This window comes from Enterobacter sp. RIT637 (genome assembly GCF_019718755.1).
Taxonomy (GTDB): domain Bacteria; phylum Pseudomonadota; class Gammaproteobacteria; order Enterobacterales; family Enterobacteriaceae; genus Enterobacter.
Genome location: NZ_JAIHAZ010000022.1, coordinates 37,171 through 57,975, shown reverse-complemented (window position 1 = coordinate 57,975; position 20,805 = coordinate 37,171). Strand labels below are relative to the sequence as shown.

The 20,805-nt window shown below is 57.6% G+C and carries 17 protein-coding genes; 8 read left to right on the top strand and 9 right to left on the bottom strand.

What is annotated here, in order from left to right; genetic code table 11:
* The first annotated feature begins 27 nt into the window (after positions 1 to 27).
* A complete protein-coding gene (ilvD, locus tag K5E19_RS21560) occupies positions 28 to 1,878 on the top strand; it encodes a dihydroxy-acid dehydratase (protein ID WP_047366694.1) in 1,851 nt (616 codons plus the stop codon).
* A gap of 2 nt (positions 1,879 to 1,880) precedes the next feature.
* The gene (ilvA, locus tag K5E19_RS21555) at positions 1,881 to 3,425 is read left to right on the top strand and encodes a threonine ammonia-lyase, biosynthetic (RefSeq protein WP_023315026.1); all 1,545 of its coding nucleotides are present in this window, start codon (positions 1,881 to 1,883) and stop codon (positions 3,423 to 3,425) included.
* Positions 3,426 to 3,470: 45 nt separating this feature from the next.
* Here ilvA and ilvY read toward each other — a convergent pair whose 3' ends face one another.
* Positions 3,471 to 4,361: an HTH-type transcriptional activator IlvY gene (ilvY, locus tag K5E19_RS21550; protein ID WP_221553013.1), complete on the bottom strand. Its 891-nt coding sequence runs from the start codon at positions 4,359 to 4,361 to the stop codon at positions 3,471 to 3,473.
* A 152-nt stretch (positions 4,362 to 4,513) separates the two neighbouring features.
* Between ilvY and ilvC the strand changes: the two genes are divergently transcribed.
* Positions 4,514 to 5,989 carry a ketol-acid reductoisomerase gene (gene ilvC, locus K5E19_RS21545; RefSeq protein ID WP_221553012.1) on the top strand — a complete coding sequence of 492 codons (1,476 nt, stop codon included), beginning with the start codon at positions 4,514 to 4,516 and terminating at the stop codon, positions 5,987 to 5,989.
* 38 nt (positions 5,990 to 6,027) lie between these two features.
* Here ilvC and trmL read toward each other — a convergent pair whose 3' ends face one another.
* From trmL to K5E19_RS21505, 8 genes are all read right to left on the bottom strand, one after another.
* Complete coding sequence (gene trmL / locus K5E19_RS21540) at positions 6,028 to 6,501, bottom strand: tRNA (uridine(34)/cytosine(34)/5-carboxymethylaminomethyluridine(34)-2'-O)-methyltransferase TrmL (RefSeq protein ID WP_221553010.1); 474 nt, start codon at positions 6,499 to 6,501, stop codon at positions 6,028 to 6,030.
* A 76-nt stretch (positions 6,502 to 6,577) separates the two neighbouring features.
* On the bottom strand, positions 6,578 to 7,765 hold the full coding sequence (gene lldD, locus K5E19_RS21535; RefSeq protein WP_126546162.1) for an FMN-dependent L-lactate dehydrogenase LldD: 1,188 nt from the start codon (positions 7,763 to 7,765) through the stop codon (positions 6,578 to 6,580).
* The gene (gene lldR, locus K5E19_RS21530) at positions 7,762 to 8,535 is read right to left on the bottom strand and encodes a transcriptional regulator LldR (RefSeq protein ID WP_221553008.1); all 774 of its coding nucleotides are present in this window, start codon (positions 8,533 to 8,535) and stop codon (positions 7,762 to 7,764) included. Before lldR ends, lldD begins: the two co-directional genes overlap by 4 nt.
* On the bottom strand, positions 8,532 to 10,187 hold the full coding sequence (gene lldP, locus K5E19_RS21525; protein ID WP_221553006.1) for an L-lactate permease: 1,656 nt from the start codon (positions 10,185 to 10,187) through the stop codon (positions 8,532 to 8,534). The genes lldR and lldP overlap by 4 nt, the downstream gene beginning before the upstream one ends.
* Positions 10,188 to 10,458: 271 nt before the next feature.
* Complete coding sequence (locus K5E19_RS21520) at positions 10,459 to 10,821, bottom strand: YibL family ribosome-associated protein (protein ID WP_039261135.1); 363 nt, start codon at positions 10,819 to 10,821, stop codon at positions 10,459 to 10,461.
* Positions 10,822 to 10,878: 57 nt separating this feature from the next.
* Positions 10,879 to 11,469, bottom strand: a complete 591-nt coding sequence (gene mtlR, locus K5E19_RS21515) for a mannitol operon repressor MtlR (RefSeq protein WP_010436680.1) — start codon at positions 11,467 to 11,469, stop codon at positions 10,879 to 10,881.
* Complete coding sequence (gene mtlD, locus K5E19_RS21510; RefSeq protein WP_010436681.1) at positions 11,466 to 12,614, bottom strand: mannitol-1-phosphate 5-dehydrogenase; 1,149 nt, start codon at positions 12,612 to 12,614, stop codon at positions 11,466 to 11,468. Before mtlD ends, mtlR begins: the two co-directional genes overlap by 4 nt.
* Before the next feature lie 102 nt (positions 12,615 to 12,716).
* On the bottom strand, positions 12,717 to 14,624 hold the full coding sequence (locus K5E19_RS21505) for a PTS mannitol transporter subunit IICBA (RefSeq protein ID WP_221553005.1): 1,908 nt from the start codon (positions 14,622 to 14,624) through the stop codon (positions 12,717 to 12,719).
* 661 nt (positions 14,625 to 15,285) lie between these two features.
* Here K5E19_RS21505 and K5E19_RS21500 point away from each other — a divergent pair.
* The 5 genes from K5E19_RS21500 to selB all read left to right on the top strand — a co-directional run bounded on the left by K5E19_RS21500 (position 15,286) and on the right by selB (position 20,804).
* Complete coding sequence (locus tag K5E19_RS21500) at positions 15,286 to 15,642, top strand: DUF3302 domain-containing protein (protein WP_010436687.1); 357 nt, start codon at positions 15,286 to 15,288, stop codon at positions 15,640 to 15,642.
* Positions 15,643 to 15,644: 2 nt separating this feature from the next.
* Positions 15,645 to 16,781 carry an HlyD family secretion protein gene (locus tag K5E19_RS21495; RefSeq protein ID WP_089599703.1) on the top strand — a complete coding sequence of 379 codons (1,137 nt, stop codon included), beginning with the start codon at positions 15,645 to 15,647 and terminating at the stop codon, positions 16,779 to 16,781.
* A 91-nt stretch (positions 16,782 to 16,872) separates the two neighbouring features.
* Positions 16,873 to 17,481 (top strand): glutathione S-transferase, encoded by a 609-nt coding sequence (locus K5E19_RS21490; protein WP_221553004.1) that lies wholly within the window; start codon positions 16,873 to 16,875, stop codon positions 17,479 to 17,481.
* Between the two features lie 102 nt (positions 17,482 to 17,583).
* Positions 17,584 to 18,969 carry an L-seryl-tRNA(Sec) selenium transferase gene (selA, locus tag K5E19_RS21485; protein ID WP_221553003.1) on the top strand — a complete coding sequence of 462 codons (1,386 nt, stop codon included), beginning with the start codon at positions 17,584 to 17,586 and terminating at the stop codon, positions 18,967 to 18,969.
* On the top strand, positions 18,966 to 20,804 hold the full coding sequence (selB, locus tag K5E19_RS21480; protein WP_221553002.1) for a selenocysteine-specific translation elongation factor: 1,839 nt from the start codon (positions 18,966 to 18,968) through the stop codon (positions 20,802 to 20,804). The genes selA and selB overlap by 4 nt, the downstream gene beginning before the upstream one ends.
* Position 20,805 lies beyond the last annotated feature (1 nt).

Sequence of the window (20,805 nt, the reverse complement as noted above, 5' to 3'; positions counted from 1 at the left end):
AAATAGTCAGACGGGAGTAAATAAAGCATGCCTAAGTATCGTTCAGCCACCACCACCCACGGCCGTAATATGGCGGGTGCCCGCGCACTGTGGCGCGCCACCGGAATGACCGACGCCGATTTCGGCAAGCCGATTATCGCCGTGGTGAACTCCTTCACCCAGTTCGTACCGGGCCACGTGCACTTGCGCGATCTCGGCAAACTGGTTGCCGAGCAAATCGAAGCCTCCGGCGGCGTGGCGAAAGAGTTCAACACCATTGCGGTGGATGACGGTATCGCGATGGGTCACGGGGGCATGCTCTATTCACTGCCGTCGCGCGAGCTGATCGCCGACTCGGTTGAGTACATGGTTAATGCCCACTGCGCCGATGCGATGGTCTGCATCTCCAACTGCGACAAAATCACCCCGGGGATGCTGATGGCCTCCCTGCGCCTGAACATTCCTGTGATCTTCGTCTCCGGTGGTCCAATGGAAGCGGGGAAAACCAAGCTCTCCGACAAAATCATCAAGCTCGACCTGGTTGATGCGATGATCCAGGGCGCGGACCCGAAAGTCTCTGACGAGCAGAGTGACCAGGTGGAACGCTCCGCGTGTCCGACCTGCGGCTCCTGTTCCGGGATGTTCACGGCGAACTCCATGAACTGCCTGACCGAAGCGCTGGGTCTTTCTCAGCCGGGCAACGGCTCGCTGCTGGCGACCCACGCCGACCGTAAGCAGCTGTTCCTCAATGCCGGTAAGCGCATCGTTGAGCTGACCAAACGCTACTACGAGCAGGACGATGCCAGCGCGCTGCCGCGCAATATCGCCAGCAAAGCGGCGTTCGAAAACGCCATGACGCTGGATATCGCCATGGGCGGCTCCACCAACACCGTTCTGCACCTGCTGGCCGCCGCGCAGGAAGCCGAAATCGACTTCACCATGAGCGACATCGACAAGCTGTCCCGCAAAGTGCCGCAGCTGTGTAAGGTTGCCCCGAGTACCCAGAAGTACCATATGGAGGACGTACACCGTGCCGGTGGCGTAATCGGTATTTTGGGAGAACTGGATCGCGCCGGGCTGCTGAACCGTGACGTGAAAAACGTGCTCGGCCTGACGCTGCCTGAGTCGCTGGACCAGTACGACGTCATGCTGACCAAAGACGACGCGGTGAAAAAGATGTTCCGCGCCGGCCCTGCCGGTATTCGTACCACCCAGGCGTTCTCGCAGGACTGTCGCTGGGATACCCTGGACGATGACCGCGCCGAAGGCTGCATCCGCTCGCTGGAACACGCCTACAGCAAAGACGGCGGTCTGGCCGTGCTGTACGGTAACTTTGCGGAAAACGGCTGCATCGTGAAAACCGCTGGCGTGGATGACAGCATCCTGAAATTCACCGGTCCGGCGAAAGTGTACGAAAGCCAGGATGAAGCGGTAGACGCGATCCTCGGCGGCAAAGTGGTGGAAGGCGACGTGGTTGTCATTCGCTACGAAGGGCCGAAGGGCGGTCCGGGCATGCAGGAGATGCTCTACCCAACCACCTTCCTGAAATCCATGGGACTCGGTAAAGCCTGCGCGCTGATCACCGACGGGCGTTTCTCCGGCGGCACCTCCGGCCTCTCTATCGGCCACGTTTCCCCGGAAGCGGCAAGCGGTGGCAACATCGCCATCATCGAAGACGGCGACCTGATCGAAATCGATATTCCGAATCGCGGCATTCAGCTCAAGCTGAGCGACCAGGAAATTGCGGCCCGCCGTGAAGCGCAGGAAGCCCGCGGCGACAAAGCCTGGACGCCGAAAGACCGCCAGCGTGAAGTCTCCTTCGCCCTGCGCGCCTACGCGAGCCTTGCCACCAGTGCAGATAAAGGCGCGGTGCGCGATAAATCTAAACTTGGGGGCTAATGATGGCCGAGTCACAACCCTTATCCGCCGCCCCCGAGGGGGCGGAATACCTGAGAGCGGTGCTGCGGGCGCCGGTCTATGAAGCCGTGCAGGTCACGCCCCTGCAGAAAATGGAAAAACTCTCTTCGCGCCTCGATAACGTCATTCTGGTGAAGCGCGAAGACCGCCAGCCGGTGCACAGCTTCAAGCTGCGCGGCGCTTACGCGATGATGGCCGGGCTGACTGACGAGCAAAAAGCGCGCGGCGTGATTACCGCGTCGGCGGGCAACCACGCTCAGGGCGTGGCGTTCTCGTCTGCCCGTTTAGGGCTGAAAGCGCTGATCGTGATGCCGGTCGCTACCGCAGACATCAAAGTCGATGCGGTCCGCGGTTTCGGTGGCGAAGTGCTGCTCCACGGGGCTAACTTCGACGAAGCAAAAGCCAAAGCGATCGAGCTGGCGCAGCAGCAGGGTTTCACCTGGGTACCGCCGTTTGATCACCCGATGGTGATTGCCGGGCAGGGCACGCTGGCGCTTGAACTGCTGCAGCAGGATGCCCATCTTGACCGCGTCTTCGTCCCGGTTGGAGGCGGCGGGTTAGCCGCAGGCGTGGCGGTGCTGATCAAACAGCTGATGCCGCAGATCAAAGTCATCGCCGTTGAAGCGGAAGATTCAGCCTGCCTGAAGGCGGCGTTGGATGCGGGCCATCCGGTAGACCTGCCGCGCGTCGGGCTGTTTGCCGAGGGCGTGGCGGTGAAGCGCATTGGGGATGAAACCTTCCGCCTGTGCCAGGAATATCTCGACGATATCGTCACGGTTGATAGCGATGCTATCTGCGCGGCGATGAAAGATCTGTTCGAGGATGTGCGCGCGGTGGCGGAGCCTTCCGGCGCGCTGGCGCTGGCGGGGATGAAAAAATACATCGCGCAGCACAATATTCGCGGCGAGCGGCTGGCGCACGTGCTGTCTGGTGCAAACGTGAACTTCCACGGTCTGCGCTACGTTTCCGAGCGCTGCGAGCTGGGCGAACAGCGGGAAGCGCTGCTGGCGGTGACCATTCCGGAAGAGAAGGGCAGCTTCCTGAAGTTCTGTCAGCTGCTGGGTGGTCGTTCGGTGACGGAGTTTAACTACCGTTTTGCCGATGCCAAAGACGCCTGTATTTTTGTCGGCGTGCGTCTGAGCCGCGGCGTTGAGGAGCGCAAAGAGATCCTCAGCCTGCTGCATGAGGGCGGCTACAGCGTGGTCGATCTCTCTGACGACGAAATGGCGAAGCTGCACGTGCGCTACATGGTCGGCGGGCGTCCATCGAAGCCGCTCAGGGAACGTCTGTTCAGCTTCGAGTTCCCGGAATCACCGGGCGCATTGCTCAAGTTCCTGCACACGCTGGGCACGCACTGGAACATTTCCCTGTTCCACTACCGCAGCCACGGCACCGACTACGGCCGAGTGCTGGCAGCGTTCGAACTGGGCGAGCACGAGCCGGATTTCGAAACGCGGCTGAACGAGCTGGGCTACGAGTGTCACGACGAAACCCATAACCCGGCCTTCCGCTTCTTCCTCGCGGGCTAAGGGTTGAGCTGCGTGTAGGCCGGGTAAGCGCAGCGCCACCCGGCTTTAATGGTTGGGCAAAATCTTCCAAAACGCATCAATAAGCGGCTCATGCAGCCGCTTTTTTTGTGCGCACACGCCGAGCTCAAACGGCGTTTTCTCGTCGCTGCGCTCCAGAATCATCACGCGATTGCGCACCGGCTCCGGGCTGTTGTCCAGCACCACTTCCGGCAGCAGCGCCACGCCGCAGCCCAGCGCCACCATCGACACCATCGCCTCATGGCCGCTGACCGTGGCGTAAATCGACGGGTTGCTGATCTTCTGACGACGGAACCACAGCTCAATGCGGCGGCGCACCGGACCCTGATCGGCCATGATAAACGGCACCGTGGACCAGTCCGGTTTTTCCACCGATACCTGGTTACGCACCGGGCAGGGCAGCGCCGGGGCAATCAGCACCACCGCCAGATTCTCCAGCATTGAGAATGCCACCGCGCCCGGCAGGGTTTCAGGTTTCCCGGCAATGGCGAGATCCGCTTCGCCCGTCACCACTTTTTCCATTGCGTCGGAGGCGTCGCCGGTCGTGAGCTTAATTTCAACCGACGGATGCGCCGCGCGGAAGCGGTCCAGAATGGGCGGCAGATGGCTATAGGCGGCGGTCACGGAGCAGAAAATATGCAGCTCGCCGGAGAGCGACGGCCCCTGCTGATCGATGGTGTGTCGCAGCTGCTGGTACTGCAACAAGGTCTGCTGGGCAAAGACGCGCAGTTCTTCACCCGCTTCCGTCAGCGTGACGGTGCGGTTGTCGCGCACGAACAGCGGCTGGCCGAGGTCTTCCTCAAGGCGCTGGATCTGGCGCGAAAGCGTGGAGGGGCTGACGTGCATCGCCCGGGCGCTGCGGCCAAAGTGACGGCTTTCCGCCAGGTGCAGGAACATTTTCAGATCGCGTAAATCCACCGATTCCACTCCCTCTTTTTACATTGCAAAAATTGCAACATGACGTTGTGAATATATCAATTTCCGCAATAAATTTCCTGTTGTAATGTGGGTACATTCTCGCTGAAACGCGAACCGAACAATAAGACACACAACATCACGAGGTATCACCCATGGCTAACTACTTTAATACACTGAACTTGCGCCAGCAGCTGGCGCAGCTGGGCAAATGCCGCTTCATGGCGCGCGATGAATTTGCCGATGGCGCGAGCTACCTTCAGGGTAAAAAAGTGGTCATCGTCGGCTGTGGCGCACAGGGTCTGAACCAGGGTCTGAACATGCGTGACTCCGGTCTGGATATCTCCTACGCCCTGCGTAAAGAAGCGATTGCTGAGAAGCGCGCGTCCTGGCGTAAAGCGACCGAAAACGGCTTTAAAGTGGGTACCTACGAAGAGCTGATCCCGCAGGCGGATCTGGTGGTTAACCTGACGCCAGACAAGCAGCACTCAGACGTTGTGCGTTCCGTACAGCCGCTGATGAAAGATGGCGCCGCGCTGGGTTACTCCCACGGCTTCAACATCGTTGAAGTGGGTGAGCAGATCCGTAAAGACATCACCGTAGTGATGGTGGCACCGAAGTGCCCGGGTACGGAAGTACGCGAAGAGTACAAACGTGGCTTCGGCGTGCCGACCCTGATCGCGGTTCACCCGGAAAACGATCCAAAAGGCGAAGGCATGGCGATTGCCAAAGCATGGGCAGCGGCGACCGGCGGCCACCGTGCGGGCGTTCTGGAATCCTCCTTCGTTGCCGAAGTGAAATCTGACCTGATGGGCGAGCAGACCATTCTGTGCGGCATGCTGCAGGCCGGTTCTCTGCTGTGCTTCGACAAGCTGGTGGAAGAAGGTACCGACCCGTCATACGCGGAAAAACTGATTCAGTTCGGCTGGGAAACCATCACCGAAGCGCTGAAGCAGGGCGGTATTACGCTGATGATGGACCGTCTGTCCAACCCGGCAAAACTGCGTGCTTACGCGCTGTCTGAACAGCTGAAAACCATCATGGCACCGCTGTTCCAGAAACATATGGACGACATCATCTCCGGCGAATTCTCTTCCGGCATGATGGCGGACTGGGCGAACGACGATAAAAACCTGCTGACCTGGCGTGAAGAGACCGGTAAAACCGCGTTTGAAAACGCTGCCCAGTTCGACGGCAAAATCAGCGAGCAGGAGTACTTCGATAAAGGCGTACTGATGATCGCGATGGTGAAAGCAGGCGTTGAGCTGGCGTTCGAAACCATGGTGGACTCCGGCATCATCGAAGAGTCTGCGTACTATGAATCACTGCACGAGCTGCCGCTGATTGCGAACACCATCGCCCGTAAGCGTCTGTACGAAATGAACGTGGTTATCTCTGATACCGCAGAATACGGTAACTACCTGTTCTCATACGCCTGTGTACCGCTGCTGAAAGAGTTTATGACCACTCTGCAGACGGGCGATCTGGGCAAAGCGATTGCGGAAGGTGCGGTTGACAACGCGCAGCTGCGCGATGTGAACGAAGCGATTCGCAGTCACCAGATCGAGAAAGTCGGTCACAAACTGCGTGGCTACATGACCGATATGAAGCGTATCGCGGTAGCAGGCTAAGCGTAATTAATCGGGTGGCGAAAGCCACCCGAACTGTTTCAGCTACGCAGTACTGCGCCGGGGTATCCCAGCTGGCGCCACGCCTCATACACCACCACCGACACCGCATTTGACAGATTCATGCTGCGGCTGTCCGGCATCATCGGAATACGAATTTTTTGTTCGGCTGGCAAGGCATCAAGAATGGTGGCGGGCAGGCCGCGTGTTTCCGGGCCAAACATCAGATAATCCCCGTCCTGATAGCTCACGGCGCTGTGCGCTGGCGTGCCTTTGGTGGTCAGGGCGAACATGCGCTGCGGTTTTTCGGCTTCCAGAAACGTGGCGTAATCGCGATGGCGAACGACGGCAGTAAATTCATGGTAATCCAGCCCAGCACGACGCAGGCGCTTGTCGTCCCACGTGAAGCCCATCGGCTCAATGATATGCAGGCGAAAACCGGTGTTGGCGCACAGTCGGATGATGTTGCCGGTATTGGGTGGAATTTCTGGTTCGAATAAAACGATGTTAAGCATGCTGCCCCCTTAATTGCGGGGGCAGAATAGCATCCCCTCTCCCCTTTGGGGAGAGGACTAAAGACCGCACAACTTCTTAAGCAGCGTCGCCGTGCGACAGCGGTGCCAGCGCTGCAGGCAGTTTACTCAACTCCTGCACCAGCGAATCCCGGCTGATTTCGCTAATCGTCTTCGCACCGGTCAGCGTCATCGCCACCTTCATCTCTTTCTCGATCAGGTTCAGCAGGTTCGCCACGCCCGCCTGACCGCTGGTGGCCAGCGCGTACAGGTACGCACGACCCAGCAGCACGCTGTCTGCGCCCAGCGCAATCATGCGCACCACGTCCAGCCCGTTACGAATGCCGCTGTCGGCCAGAATCGCGATATCCCCTTTCACTGCATCTGCGATTGCAGGCAGCGCGCGGGCAGAAGAGAGCACGCCGTCGAGCTGGCGTCCACCGTGGTTCGAGACCACGATCCCGTCTGCGCCAAAGCGTACCGCGTCGCGGGCATCTTCCGGGTCGAGGATCCCTTTGATCACCATCGGACCGTCCCAGAATTCGCGGATCCACTCCAGGTCTTTCCACGAGATGGACGGATCGAAGTTATTTGCCAGCCAGCCGATGTAATCTTCCAGCCCGGTAGGTTTGCCGAGATAGGTCGAGATATTGCCCAGATCGTGCGGACGTCCGTTCAGACCCACGTCCCACGCCCACTGCGGGTGGGTCACTGCCTGCCAGTAGCGGCGCAACGCAGCATTCGGGCCGCTCATACCGGAGTGGGCATCGCGGTAGCGCGCGCCCGGTGTTGGCATATCCACGGTAAAGACCAGCGTGGAGCAGCCCGCCGCTTTGGCGCGCTCCAGCGCGTTGCGCATAAAGCCGCGATCCCGCAGGACGTACAGCTGGAACCACATCGGGCGCTTGATGGTCGGGGCGACCTCTTCTATCGGGCAGACGGACACGGTGGAAAGGGTAAACGGAATGCCTTTGGCATCCGCCGCAGCGGCGGCCTGTACTTCGCCACGGCGGGCGTACATACCGCACAGGCCTACGGGCGCGAGTGCCACCGGCATGGAGAGCGTTTCGTTGAACAGCTTCGTCTCAAGGCTCAGGTCAGACATATTCTTCAGCACGCGCTGGCGCAGGGCCACTTCTGAGAGATCTTCCACGTTGCGGCGCAGGGTGTATTCGGCATACGCCCCGCCGTCGATGTAGTGGAACAGGAACGGCGGCAAAATGCGCTGCGCCGCGGCGCGATAGTCACTGGCTGCTGAAATAATCATGCTTTGTTCTCCCTGGAAATATCACTGTCGCCAGGCAGACGGGTAATACGCGCCTGTCGGGCCTGATCTTCATCGAATCGTTTAATGGTGGTGTGCACGAAGCCGAGATGCGCCATCATCGCCTTGCGCGCGGCCTCGGCATCGCCCGCCAGAATGGCGTTGAGCACCGCCTCGTGCTGTTCTGTTAGCTGAGCAAAAACCGGCGGGACCAGATACATGCGCTGGCGGCTCTGCTTTACGGAGGATTGCAGCAGGTCGAAGAACCCGCGCATGGTCTGCAGCAGAACGACGTTGTGCGACGCCTCGGCAATCGCCAGGTGAAAACGCACGTCCGCCTGGGAGGCGATGTCAGGGTCGCTGCTTTGCGTGGCCTCAAAACAGGCTTTGAGCTTCTCTTTGTCGGCCTCGGTTGCCCGCATGGCCGCGTGCCAGGCCGTGCTGGTTTCGATGGCATGACGCGCTTCAAGGATGTCGAAGCTGTAGTCCGGGTCGTTTTCCATCAGCGTTTTCAGTGGCTGGACGATATTTTGCTCGGACCAGTCGTCATGCTGCCAGCGCACGAAAGTGCCGCCGCCGCGACGGCTCAACAGCACCCCTTCGTTAACCAGCGTCGCCAGCGCCTCGCGCAGTGAATTGCGCGACACGCCAAGCTGGGCGGCAAGCTGGCGTTCGGCGGGCAATTTCATGCCCGCTTCCAGATGTTGTTCTTCAATCAGCGCCCGCACGCGAGTGGCAATCTCGTCGGACAGGCGTCTGGGCATCACTATCATGGAATCATCCAGGTTAAGACATAGGCCTGCAGCGTGGTAATAACGCCCACCATGCAGGTAAATATCAGGCTGTGTTTAACGGTAAAGCGGAACAGATCCGACTCTTTACCCACCAGTCCCACCGCGGCACAGGCAATGGCGATGGACTGCGGGGAGATCATTTTCCCGGTCACGCCGCCGGTGGTGTTTGCGGCGACCAGCAGGACATCCGACACGCCAATCTGCTGCGCGGCCGTTGCCTGTAAGGCGGCAAACAGGGCGTTTGACGAGGTATCGGAACCGGTCAGGAACACCCCAAGCCAGCCGAGGAACGGCGAGAAGAAGGTAAACGCGTGTCCGGTGTGCGCCAGCGCTAACGCCAGCGTCGACGACAGGCCGGAGTAGTTTGAGATAAACGCGAAGGCCAGCACCATGCCGATGGAGTAGATCGGCAGCATTAGCTCTTTAATCGTCGCCGCAAAGGTCTGTACCGCGGCGGCAGGCTTCATGCGCAGCCACACCACGGAAAGAAGTGCCGCAAACAGGATGGCCGTGCCGGTGGCAGAGAACCAGTCAAACTTAAACACTGCCGCATACGGCGTGGCGTCGTGCACCACCGGCGGCATACGCGCGACCATCTTGTCGAGGAACGGCACGGAGATGTTAATCACCATGTCGTACAGCGCGCCGCCCGGCGCGAACAGCGCTTTAAACGGTGGAATGCTCCACAGTGTTACGGTGGCGGTCAGGAACAGGAACGGTGACCACGCGCGTACAATCTGCCCGGCGGTATAGCCGGTGCGGGCCAGCGTCTGATCCACGTGCGAGGCGCCCATGTCCGCAAAGCGGAAGATGCGCACCGGCTGCCAGCGTTTCAGGAACAGCGTCAGACAGACCAGCGACACCAGGGAAGAGATAATGTCCGGCAGTTCAGGGCCGAGGAAGTTGGAGCTGAGATACTGGGCAATCGCGAACGAACCACCCGCCACCATCACCGCCGGCCAGGTCTCCTTCACGCCGCGCCAGCCGTCCATAATCGCCATGATCCAGAACAGCACGATGATGGTCAGGAACGGCAGCTGACGGCCAACCATCTGGCCAATCTCGAAGCTGTCCAGTCCGGTCACCTGGCCCGCCACCAGAATCGGAATACCCATCGCGCCAAACGCAACCGGCGCGGTGTTCACAATCAGGCACAGGCCAGCGGCATACAGCGGGTTAAAGCCCAGCCCGACCAGCAGCGCGGCGGTGATCGCCACCGGCGCGCCGAATCCTGCCGCCCCTTCCAGAAACGCCCCGAAGGAGAAGCCGACAATCAGCATCTGCAGGCGCTGGTCAGGCGTGATGGAGAGAATCGATGAGCGGATAATGTCGAACTGTCCGGTTTTTACCGAGATTTTGTAGACAAAGACGGCGGCGATGATGATCCACGCAATCGGCCACAGTCCGTAGAAGAAGCCGTAGACGACGGAGGCCAGCGCGCGATCGACCGGCATTTTGTAGAAGAACAGCGCCACCATCAGGGCGATAGCAACGGTATAGGTCGCGGCGAGGTAGCCCTTCAGCTTGAGCTTAATCAGCGCAAAGAAGAAGAACAGGATCGGAAGCGATGCGATCAAGCTCGACAGCCAGATGTTTCCGGCCGGATCGTAGTTTTGTTGCCAGAGGCTCATGCAGGTCTCCTGGGGACCACACAATTAGCGCTGCGGGTGAGTCTCCGCTCATCTCTGCGTCACAGAATGTGTAAAAGTGGTCCTGCCAATGTTGTGTTGTAGGGTTAATGACAATGAATGGTTAACCAAATGTTATGGTCAGGCAATGGGTTTGTGAGCGGAATTAATGGAATTGTGAACCGGGGGAGGATTGATTGCGCTATTGGTTGGACCAATTCACGCGAAGGGGAAAAGAGTAGGCCGGGTAAGCGCAGCGCCACCCGGCATGAAATCAGAACGCGGTCTTACAAAAACCCGTCATCTCTTTCAGGCCCATCTCGCGGCCAAGCTCAGTCATCGGGTGTACCACCACCAGACCACGGACGCTTTTTTTCAGCTTGCCCATGTCGGCCTGCTCTTTTTTAGTGATCGCACGGCGGTGCGGCATGTTCATCAGCTTCTGCGCTTCTTTGCTCAGCTTCTGGCCTTTCACTTCGCGCAGGCGCTCAATTTCTGTTTCCAGCGTGGCGGCTTCTTTCTCCAGCTCGGCGTACTTCTCGGCGGACTCTACCAGGGAGAGGCCAGCCATCTGGTGACGGATCAGATCCAGACGGTCGCTCAAGCGTTTAATTTCGTTCTTTTCGACTTCTTTCATGACAAATGACTCTAAATCGGGGGAATTTACAGGAAGGATACACCAATGTGCGCAGGCTTACTTCTGAAACGCTTTTTTTAAGCTGATTCGGGAAATCAGCTCAGTCAGGGAAAGGACCATGGTGGAACGGACAACCTGTTGATAACGCAGCTTTTGCATCGCGTATAGCTCAGGGTCGCTGTTATCAAAATGGGGCGCAGGGGGCAATGCGGTGACGCAGTGTAATTCGCCGAAAGGCCCAAGAATTTCATCATCAGTAAAGGTGTACTCATTACCGTCATGATTTAACTCTTCGCGTAACGCCATCAGCAGTTCAGCGTCTTCATACTCTGGCCTGCTTAGCACGCCAAGGCCATAAATCAGCTTCAGACGCACTGAAAGATCGCCCAGCGGTCCGTCTCCGTCCAGTAACGGTTCTACAGCATATTTTACCGCGTAGTCGTCTTTGCGAAACACCTGAAGCACCAGGATATTGACCGCCTCAGTTAACAGTTCGACGGCGGCAATCAGGAAACTTCGTACGGTTTTGCCAGCATTCAGACGCTCAAGCACACGGTTTTCAAAGGCCTGGGTTTGTTCCATTATTGCCTGCATATCTGACAATCTGTTATTCGGGCGCAGGCTAACCTGCGCCGGACTCTGTATCATTTGGTTGCGTTATATGCGCTTACCGCCTCCGCCACCACGTCGCTGTTGGCGTCCAGACCGGAAATCTGCGCCAGCGCAGCTTGCGCGCCGTTGTCGTCAATCAGCTGAGCCAGCTCAATCGCCTGCGGATCCTGCTCGCTGCGGTAGTGCATTGCGGCCGCAATCCCTTTCACCAGGTTGGCGTGCGGCAGGCCGTATTCCAGCGTGCCCAGCAGCGGCTTAATCAGGCGATCGCCCGCGCTCAATTTACGCAGCGGCTGACGACCCACGCGCTCAACGTCATCTTTCAGATACGGGTTTTCAAAACGACCGAGGATTTTCTGGATGTATGCTGCGTGTTTGTCAGCATCAAAACCGTAGCGTTTGATCAGCACCGCGCCGCTCTCTTCCATTGCCCCTTTAACCACCGCGCGGATCTTCTCATCAAGGATCGCGTCACGAATGGTCTGATGACCGGCCAATTTTCCGAGGTACGCGGTTATAGCATGACCCGTGTTCAGCGTGAAGAGTTTACGTTCGACAAATGCCATCAGGTTATCAGTTAATTCCATCCCCGGGATGGTGGGCAGTGTGCCTTTAAACTGGGTTTTATCGACGATCCACTCGCTGAAGGTTTCAACGGTCACTTCCAGCGGGTCGTTGGTTGCAGATTCTGATGGCGGTACGATACGGTCAACGGCGGAGTCGACAAAGCCGACGTGCGCTTCAACCCAGGCTTTGTCTTCGTCAGCGACAGCCGCCAGAACGTGGCCTTTCAGCTGCGTGGTGCCGCGCACCATGTTTTCGCAGGCGATGATGTTCAGCGGAGCGTCGTTGCCCTGTGCTTTACGCTTCGCCAGACCTTTTGCCACTGCCGGGGCGATGCGCTCAAGCACCACCGGACCTACCGCCGTGGTGACCAGATCAACGCTGGCAATCAGGTCGATAACGTCGTCGCCAATGCTGCTTACTGCATTCACGCCCGACACAGTTTCAACCTGCTCGTTTTCACCCACTACGTGGACCTGATAGCTATGACGGGCATTCAGGGCATCCAGGACCACCTGATTCACATCGGCAAACGTCAGCGTAATGCCCGCGTCTGCCAGCAGTTTGCCGATAAAACCACGGCCAATGTTACCTGCGCCAAAATGTAATGCTTTCATAGTATTAACCTTCATCAATGTTTTTACCCGAGAGGGCTGGGGTGAGGAACGTTTTCCCCCTCACCCTAGCCCTCTCCCCGGGGGGAGAGGGTAGAGTCGCTGCTATTTGTTGAGCAGTGCAAGCACTTCTTCAACGCTGGTAGTGTTGGTCAGACGCTCAATAACCGTTTCGTCATCCAGCGCGTTGGTCAGGCTGGTGATCACCTGAATGTGCTCGTTGTTGCGAGCGGCGATACCAATCACCAGACGGGCGATGTCGTCTTCTTCTTCACCGAAGCGCACGCCGTCAGGATACTGACAGAACACCACGCCCGTTTTCAGCACGCGGTCTTTCGCTTCAACCGTACCGTGCGGCACCGCGATGGATTCGCCCAGGTAGGTTGGGGTCAGTTTTTCGCGTTCCAGCATTGCGTCAACGTATTCAGGCTGAACGTAACCCCCTTTCACCAGCTGTTCACCGGCAAAGCGAATCGCTTCTTCTTTGGTGGCTGCGGTACGACCGAGGAAGATATTCTCCGCGCCCAGTTTAAACAGGTGGGCGTTGCTCTCGTCGAAGCTGTCCTGCAGGCTACTGCGCACTTTGACTTCGTTATCTTCGTGACGCTGGGCCGCAACCAGACGCTCTGTCAGGCTGGTATACAGGCCGCTGTCGAGGAAGTTAGTCAGCGAAATGTGCTGCGCCTGAGGCACCTGACGCATGGCGCGTTCGGTCAGATCGCGGTGCGTGATCACCAGGTCAACGTCCGGCGGCAGGCTGTTAATCGCGCTGTTGGTCACAGAGATATTGGTCAGACCCGCATCCTGTACTTTCTTACGCAGCACGCCTGCACCCATTGCGCTGGAGCCCATACCGGCGTCACAGGCAACGATGATTTTACGCACGTGGCTCAGATCGTTTGAGACATCGCCAGCCGCCAGCGGGGTTGCGCCTTTGGACTCAGCTTTCATGTCGTGCATACGACGGGTTGCCGCTTCGATATCGTCGTCTTCTTTCACTTTGCTGGTTTTCAGCAGGATAGACGCCACCACGAAGGAGACCGCCATCGCCGCACAGATCGCCGCGATGTTAGCGAAGTAAGCCCCTTTCGGCGTCATTGCCAGCACCGCCAGGATAGAGCCAGGAGACGCTGGAGAAACCAGACCACCGCCCAGCACGCTCAGGGTGAACACACCGGTCATACCGCCGAGGATAACGGCCAGGATCAGACGTGGGTTCATCAGCACGTACGGGAAGTAAATTTCATGGATACCACCCAGGAAGTGGATGATAGCCGCGCCGCCCGCAGACTGCTTAGCGCTGCCGCGGCCAAAGAACATGTACGCCAGCAGAACGCCCATACCCGGACCCGGGTTCGCTTCAATCAGGAAGAAGATGGACTTGCCGAGGTCATGGGACTGCTGAATACCCAGCGGTGAGAAGATACCGTGGTTGATGGCGTTGTTGAGGAACAGGATTTTCGCCGGTTCAACAAAGATAGACGCCAGCGGCAGCATGTCGTGCGCAACCATGAAGTTAACGCCTGCTGCCAGAATTTTGGACAGCACTTCAACCGCAGGGCCAATGCCCATGAACGCCAGAATCGCGAGGATCATCCCGATGATGCCCGCAGAGAAGTTGTTCACCAGCATTTCGAAGCCGGATTTGATCTTGCCATCAACCCAGACGTCGAATTTCTTAATCGCCCAGCCGCCCAGAGGACCGGCAATCATGGCGCCGAGGAACATCGGCATATCCGCACCGACGATAACACCCATGGTTGTGATCGCGCCCACTACGCCACCACGGTCACCGCCGACCAGACGACCACCGGTGAAACCGATGAGCAGCGGCAGCAGATAGGTAATCATTGGACCAACAAGCTTCGCCAGCGTTTCGTTAGGCAACCACCCTGTCGGAATGAACAATGCAGTGATGATACCCCACGCGATAAACGCGCCGATGTTTGGCATCACCATGTTGCTGAGGAAACGACCAAAGCTTTGAACTTTGATCTTGAAATCGGATGACATAAAACACCCCTTCTTATGTTTACGCTTAGGCTTGCGGCCCGAGGTTTATCGTTAATGTGCGGCGGCAGAGGTAGCCGGGCCCTGTTCTGATGCTGTGAAATCTGGCACTGAATCGTTCAACTGTCCAGACAGCGAAAATTTGTGTGATCTCAGTCACGTAAATGTAGGGGGTGGGGCGAATAATGAAGTGATCTTCATCACAAAATCAGTGTGCAAAATAAATACAACGTGTAGAAAAGCAGCAAAATCACCCCTTTTTTGTGATTAGCATCACATTTGGTGGTGGCGGGTTTGTTTCTGAGATGTGACGTCATTCACAAAATATTTTTATGCGGATTTATCTGCGTGTGATCCTTGGCAAACTTTGCTTTTCCGTTCAACGCCAGAATGAAAGCAAGCAACACGGAAAGCTAAAAAACCACTTTTATGATGTGGTATGGCGAAAAGGGACAAGGTAGATTACGCTCATAATGTAAGGTTAAGTATATTATTATTCAGGATATATTTTGACACGCTTATAAACTTGCATGGAGATATTATAAAAACCGATACTCCCCGGCTTTGAAATAACAAGTGTTGTTTTGGTGTTTAAAAATAAATTAATTAGGCTGCGCACTGTTTTATTAATTTAATGAGTTGACGTTGTTTAAGTGAGGAGAATATGTTTCTCAACTATTTTGCGCTGGGTGTATTGATTTTTGTGTTCCTGGTTCTGTTTTACGGAATCATCGCTATTCATGACATCCCTTATAATATGGCTAAAAAACGTAACCATCCCCATGCCGATGCTATCCATACGGCGGGGTGGATAAGCCTGTTTACGCTCCATGCCATTTGGCCGTTTCTGTGGATATGGGCCACGCTGTATCGGGAAGATCGCGGCTGGGGTATGCAGAACCATATCTCAAAACCGGATGAGGTGCCGGGTATGGATGCCCTGACCCAACGCGTAGCCGAACTCGAGCAAAAACTGGCCGCAGTGCAACCCGCTGCCGATAAAAATACGCTGGAGCGCTGATCATGGATTTGTTAATTATTCTGACCTATGTGGCCTTTGCATGGGCCATCTTTAAAATATTTCGTATTCCGGTCAACCAATGGACGCTCGCCACCGCAACGCTAGGTGGGGTTTTTATTGTCGCGGGCCTTATCTTATTAATGAACTATAACCACCCGTATACCTTTACGGCGCAAAAAGCGGTTATTTCCATTCCGATCACCCCGCAGGTGACGGGAATAGTCACGGAAGTGACCGATAAAAATAACCAGCTTATTAAAAAAGGCGAAGTGTTATTTAAACTGGATCCGGGCCGCTATCAGGCGCGCGTCGACAGGCTGAAGGCTGATCTGGTGACCGCTACGCACAATATCGACAATCTGAAAGCTCAGCTGTCGGAAGCGGTCGCTAATACGACACGCGTGTCCGCTGAACGTGACCGTCTGTTTAAAGATTATCAGCGCTACCTGAAAGGCAGCCAGGCGAAGGTGAATCCGTTCTCTGAAAGCGACATCGACAACGCGCGTCAGAATTACCTGGCCCAGGATGCGATGGTGAAAGGCTCTGTTGCCGAACAAACGCAGATTCAAAGCCAGTTGGACAGCATGGTGAATGGCGAACAGTCGCAGATTGCTTCTCTTCGTGCCCAACTGGCAGAAGCCACCTATAACCTCGATCAGACCGTGGTGCGTGCGCCAAGCAATGGTTACATCACTCAGGTGCTGATCCGTCCGGGTACCTATGCCGCCGCGCTGCCGCTGCGTCCGGTGATGGTTTTCATCCCGGAACAGAAACGTCAAATCGTGGCGCAATTCCGTCAGAACTCGTTACTGCGTTTAAAACCGGGCGACGAAGCGGAAGTGGTGTTCAATGCGCTTCCGGGCCAGGTGTTCACCGGTAAACTGACCAGCGTCCTGCCGGTGGTGCCGGGAGGTACGTATCAGGCGCAGGGCGCGCTGCAGGCGCTGACGGTCGTGCCGGGCACCGATGGCGTGCAGGCGCTCATCGAACTGGAGCCAAACGCGGACGTTGATGCGCTGCCTGACGGTATCTATGCCCAGGTGGCGGTCTATTCCGACCACTTCGCCCACGTCTCGGTGATGCGTAAGGTCCTGTTACGTATGACCAGCTGGATGCACTACCTCTACCTCGATCACTAATCTCCCCCAAGGCAGGAATGCGATATGCATACCTGCCTTTTTTCGCTGCTTGATCCATACTGACCTCTTTGTGAGCATCCAGGATCAGGCAATGAAACTCATCGGCAGCTACACCAGTCCCTTCGTGCGTAAAATCTCGATTCTCCTGCTGGAGAAAGGGATTGAATTTGAATTCGTCAATGAACAGCCCTACAGCGCCGACAATGGCGTTGCCCAGTACAATCCGTTGGGTAAAGTCCCTGCGCTGGTGACCGATGAGGGGGAATGCTGGTTTGATTCGCCGATTATTGCGGAATACGTCGAACAACTCGGCGTTGCGCCAGCCATGCTGCCAGCCGATCCAAAAGCGGCGCTGGCCATGAAGCAAATAGAAGCGCTCGCAGATGGCATCATGGATGCGGCGTTAACCTCGGTTCGGGAGCTGGCGCGACCTGTCGCCCAGCAGTCGGAAACGGAGCTGCTGCGCCAGCGGGAAAAAATCAGCCGCAGCCTGGACCGGTGCGAGCAGCTCCTCCGAGAAGGGAAAATTCAGATCGATAGCGTGGATCTGGCAACCATTGCCATCGTCTGCGCCATGGGTTATCTCAACTTCCGCCACGTTTCCCCGGGATGGTGCGTCAACCGTCCGCTGCTGGTGAAGCTCACGGAAACGCTTTGTCAGCGCGAGAGCTTTGCCCGTACCGAACCGCCAAAGGCTTGACGCGAGATATAACACTTCCCGCCGGGAGGCGGTACAATCCCGCCACATGTTAACTCCCTCTCCCGTCGGGAGGGGGGAAGATATTTACTCGCCGGGCGCATTATGACTACTCATCATTCCCTCTACAGCCAGATTCCTGCCACCGATCGTCTGCTTCGTGAATCGTACGTTCAAACCGCTCTGGAACAGTTCGGCCATACCGCCACGGTCGACATGCTTCGCCAGCTTCAGGACGAAGCCCGACGCCATATTCAGGCTGAAAATGCGCTGCCCGCCTGGTGCGAGCAGTGGGGAGAGGAAGCGCAGAGAAGGCTGGCAGAGAAAACGCAAAGCGCGTTACGGCCGGTCATCAACCTGACGGGAACCGTGCTGCATACCAACCTTGGGCGCGCGCAACAGGCTGAAGAGGCGGTCGCTGCGGTGGTGCAGGCTATGCGCTCGCCGGTGACGCTGGAATACGATCTGGACGGCGCCGGGCGCGGTCACCGTGACCGGGCGCTGGCGGAGCTGCTATGTCAGCTGACCGGGGCGGAAGATGCCTGCATTGTTAATAACAACGCGGCAGCGGTACTGCTGATGCTGGCGGCGACCGCCAGCGGTAAAGAGGTGGTGGTTTCCCGCGGCGAGCTGGTGGAGATTGGCGGAGCGTTTCGCATTCCGGATGTGATGCGCCAGGCGGGCTGTACGCTGCATGAAGTCGGCACGACCAACCGCACGCATGCTAAAGACTACCGCGCGGCGGTGAATGAAAATACCGCGCTGCTGATGAAGGTCCACACCAGCAATTACCATATAGAAGGCTTTACCAAAACCGTTGATGAAGCGGAACTGGCGGCGATTGGGCGTGAGCTGAATGTGCCGGTGATTGCCGATCTCGGCAGCGGTTCGCTGGTGGATTTAAGCCAGTACGGTCTGCCAAAAGAGCCCATGCCGCAGGAGATGATTGCCGCTGGCGTGAGCCTGGTGAGCTTCTCCGGCGACAAACTGCTGGGCGGGCCGCAGGCGGGGATTATCGTCGGCAAGCGCGGGCTGATAGCCCAGCTCCAGCAACATCCGCTGAAGCGCGCGTTACGCGCCGATAAAATGACGCTCGCCGCGCTGGAAGCGACCCTGCGGCTCTACCTGCACCCGGAGAAGCTGGCCGAACGCCTGCCTACGCTGCGACTGCTGGGCCGTGACGCCGCGTCAATCCGCGCGCAGGCTGAATTACTGTTGCCGCAGGTTGCACCGCATTACCCCGATTTTGACGTGCGCATTGAGCCCTGTCAGTCGCAGATTGGCAGCGGATCGCTGCCGGTAGACAGGCTGCCGAGCGAAGCGCTGACCTTCATGCCGCGTGATGGACGCGGTAGCCACCTTGAGGCGCTGTCAGCGCGCTGGCGCGCGCTGCCGATGCCCGTGATTGGCCGTATTTACGGTGGCCGAATGTGGCTGGATTTACGCTGTCTTGAAGACGAAGCGCGATTTCTGGAGATGCTGTTGAAATGATTATTGCCACCGCCGGTCACGTCGACCACGGAAAAACCACGCTGTTGCAGGCCATTACCGGCATTAACGCCGATCGTCTGCCGGAAGAGAAAAAGCGCGGCATGACTATCGATCTGGGTTATGCCTACTGGCCGCAGCCCGATGGCCGCGTGCTGGGCTTCATTGATGTACCGGGACATGAAAAATTTCTCTCCAACATGCTCGCAGGAGTGGGGGGGATTGACCATGCCCTGCTGGTGGTCGCCTGCGATGACGGCGTGATGGCGCAAACGCGTGAACATCTTGCGATCCTGCAGCTGACGGGCAACCCGCAGTTAACCGTCGCACTCACGAAAGCCGATCGCGTGGATGAAGCGCGCATAAATGAGGTGCGCGAGGAAGTACTGGCCACCCTGCGTGAATATGGTTTTGCTGATGCACCGCTGTTTGTCACAGTGGCGACAGAAGGGCGCGGTATCGATGAACTTCGCCACCACTTACAGCAGCTTTCATCACGCGAACACGCCAGCTATCACCGCTTCCGTCTGGCTATTGACCGGGCCTTTACCGTAAAAGGTGCGGGGCTGGTGGTGACCGGAACCGCGCTAAGCGGTGAAGTGAACGTCGGGGATACGCTCTGGCTGACGGGGGTGAATAAACCGATGCGCGTGCGTGGGTTACATGCGCAAAACCAGCCCACGGAGCATGCCCATGCCGGACAGCGTATCGCGCTGAACATCGCCGGGGATGCTGAAAAAGATGCCATCAACCGTGGAGACTGGCTGCTGGCTGACGCCCCGCCGGAGCCTTCCGGGCGGGTCATTGTTTCTCTCCAGACCCATGCGGCGCTGACCCAATGGCAGCCGCTGCATATTCACCATGCGGCCAGCCATATTACCGGGCGCGTATCACTGCTGGAAAACGATCTCGCCGAGCTGGTGTTCGATGCGCCGCTCTGGCTTGCGGATAACGACCGTCTGGTGCTGCGCGATATCTCGGCGCGGGAGACGTTGGCCGGGGCGCGCGTGGTGACGCTCAATCCGCCACGTCGTGGCAAGCGTAAGCCAGAGTACCTGCAATGGCTGGCAGCGCTGTCGCAGGCCAGCGATGATAAGGCCGCACTGCGGGTCCATCTTGAGCGCGGTGCGGTGAATCTCGCTGATTTCGCCTGGGCACGCCAGTTGAGCAGTGAAGGGTTGCGCCAGTTAACCCAGGAGCCAGGCTTTATTCAGGCCGGTAATAACATGCTGAACGCGCCGGTTGCCGCACACTGGCAGCGCAAAATACTGAGTACGCTCGCTACCTACCATGAACAGCATCAGGATGAACCCGGTCCGGGGCGTGAACGTCTGCGACGCATGGCATTGCCGATGGAAGACGATGCGCTGGTGCTCCTGCTGATTGAAAACATGCGAGAAAGCGGGGTGATTAAAAGCCATCACGGCTGGCTGCATTTGCCGGATCACAAGGCAGGTTTTACCGCCGAGCAAGAGTCGGTCTGGCAGAAAACGGCACCGCTGTTTGGCGATGAACCCTGGTGGGTCCGCGATCTCGCGCGTGAAACCCATACCGACGAGCAGGTAATGCGGCAGGTATTGCGTCATGCCGCGCAGCAGGGGCTGATTGTGGCGATCGTAAAAGATCGTTATTACCGGAACGATCGGATCGTGGCGTTCGCGAATATGATCCGCGAACTGGATCAGGCTCGCGGATCAACCTGTGCGGCAGATTTCCGTGACCAGCTGAACGTGGGCCGCAAGCTGGCGATTCAGATCCTGGAATATTTCAACCGCATTGGGTTTACGCGTCGCCGGGGTAATGACCATCTGCTTCGCGACGCGCAGCTGTTCCCTTAAG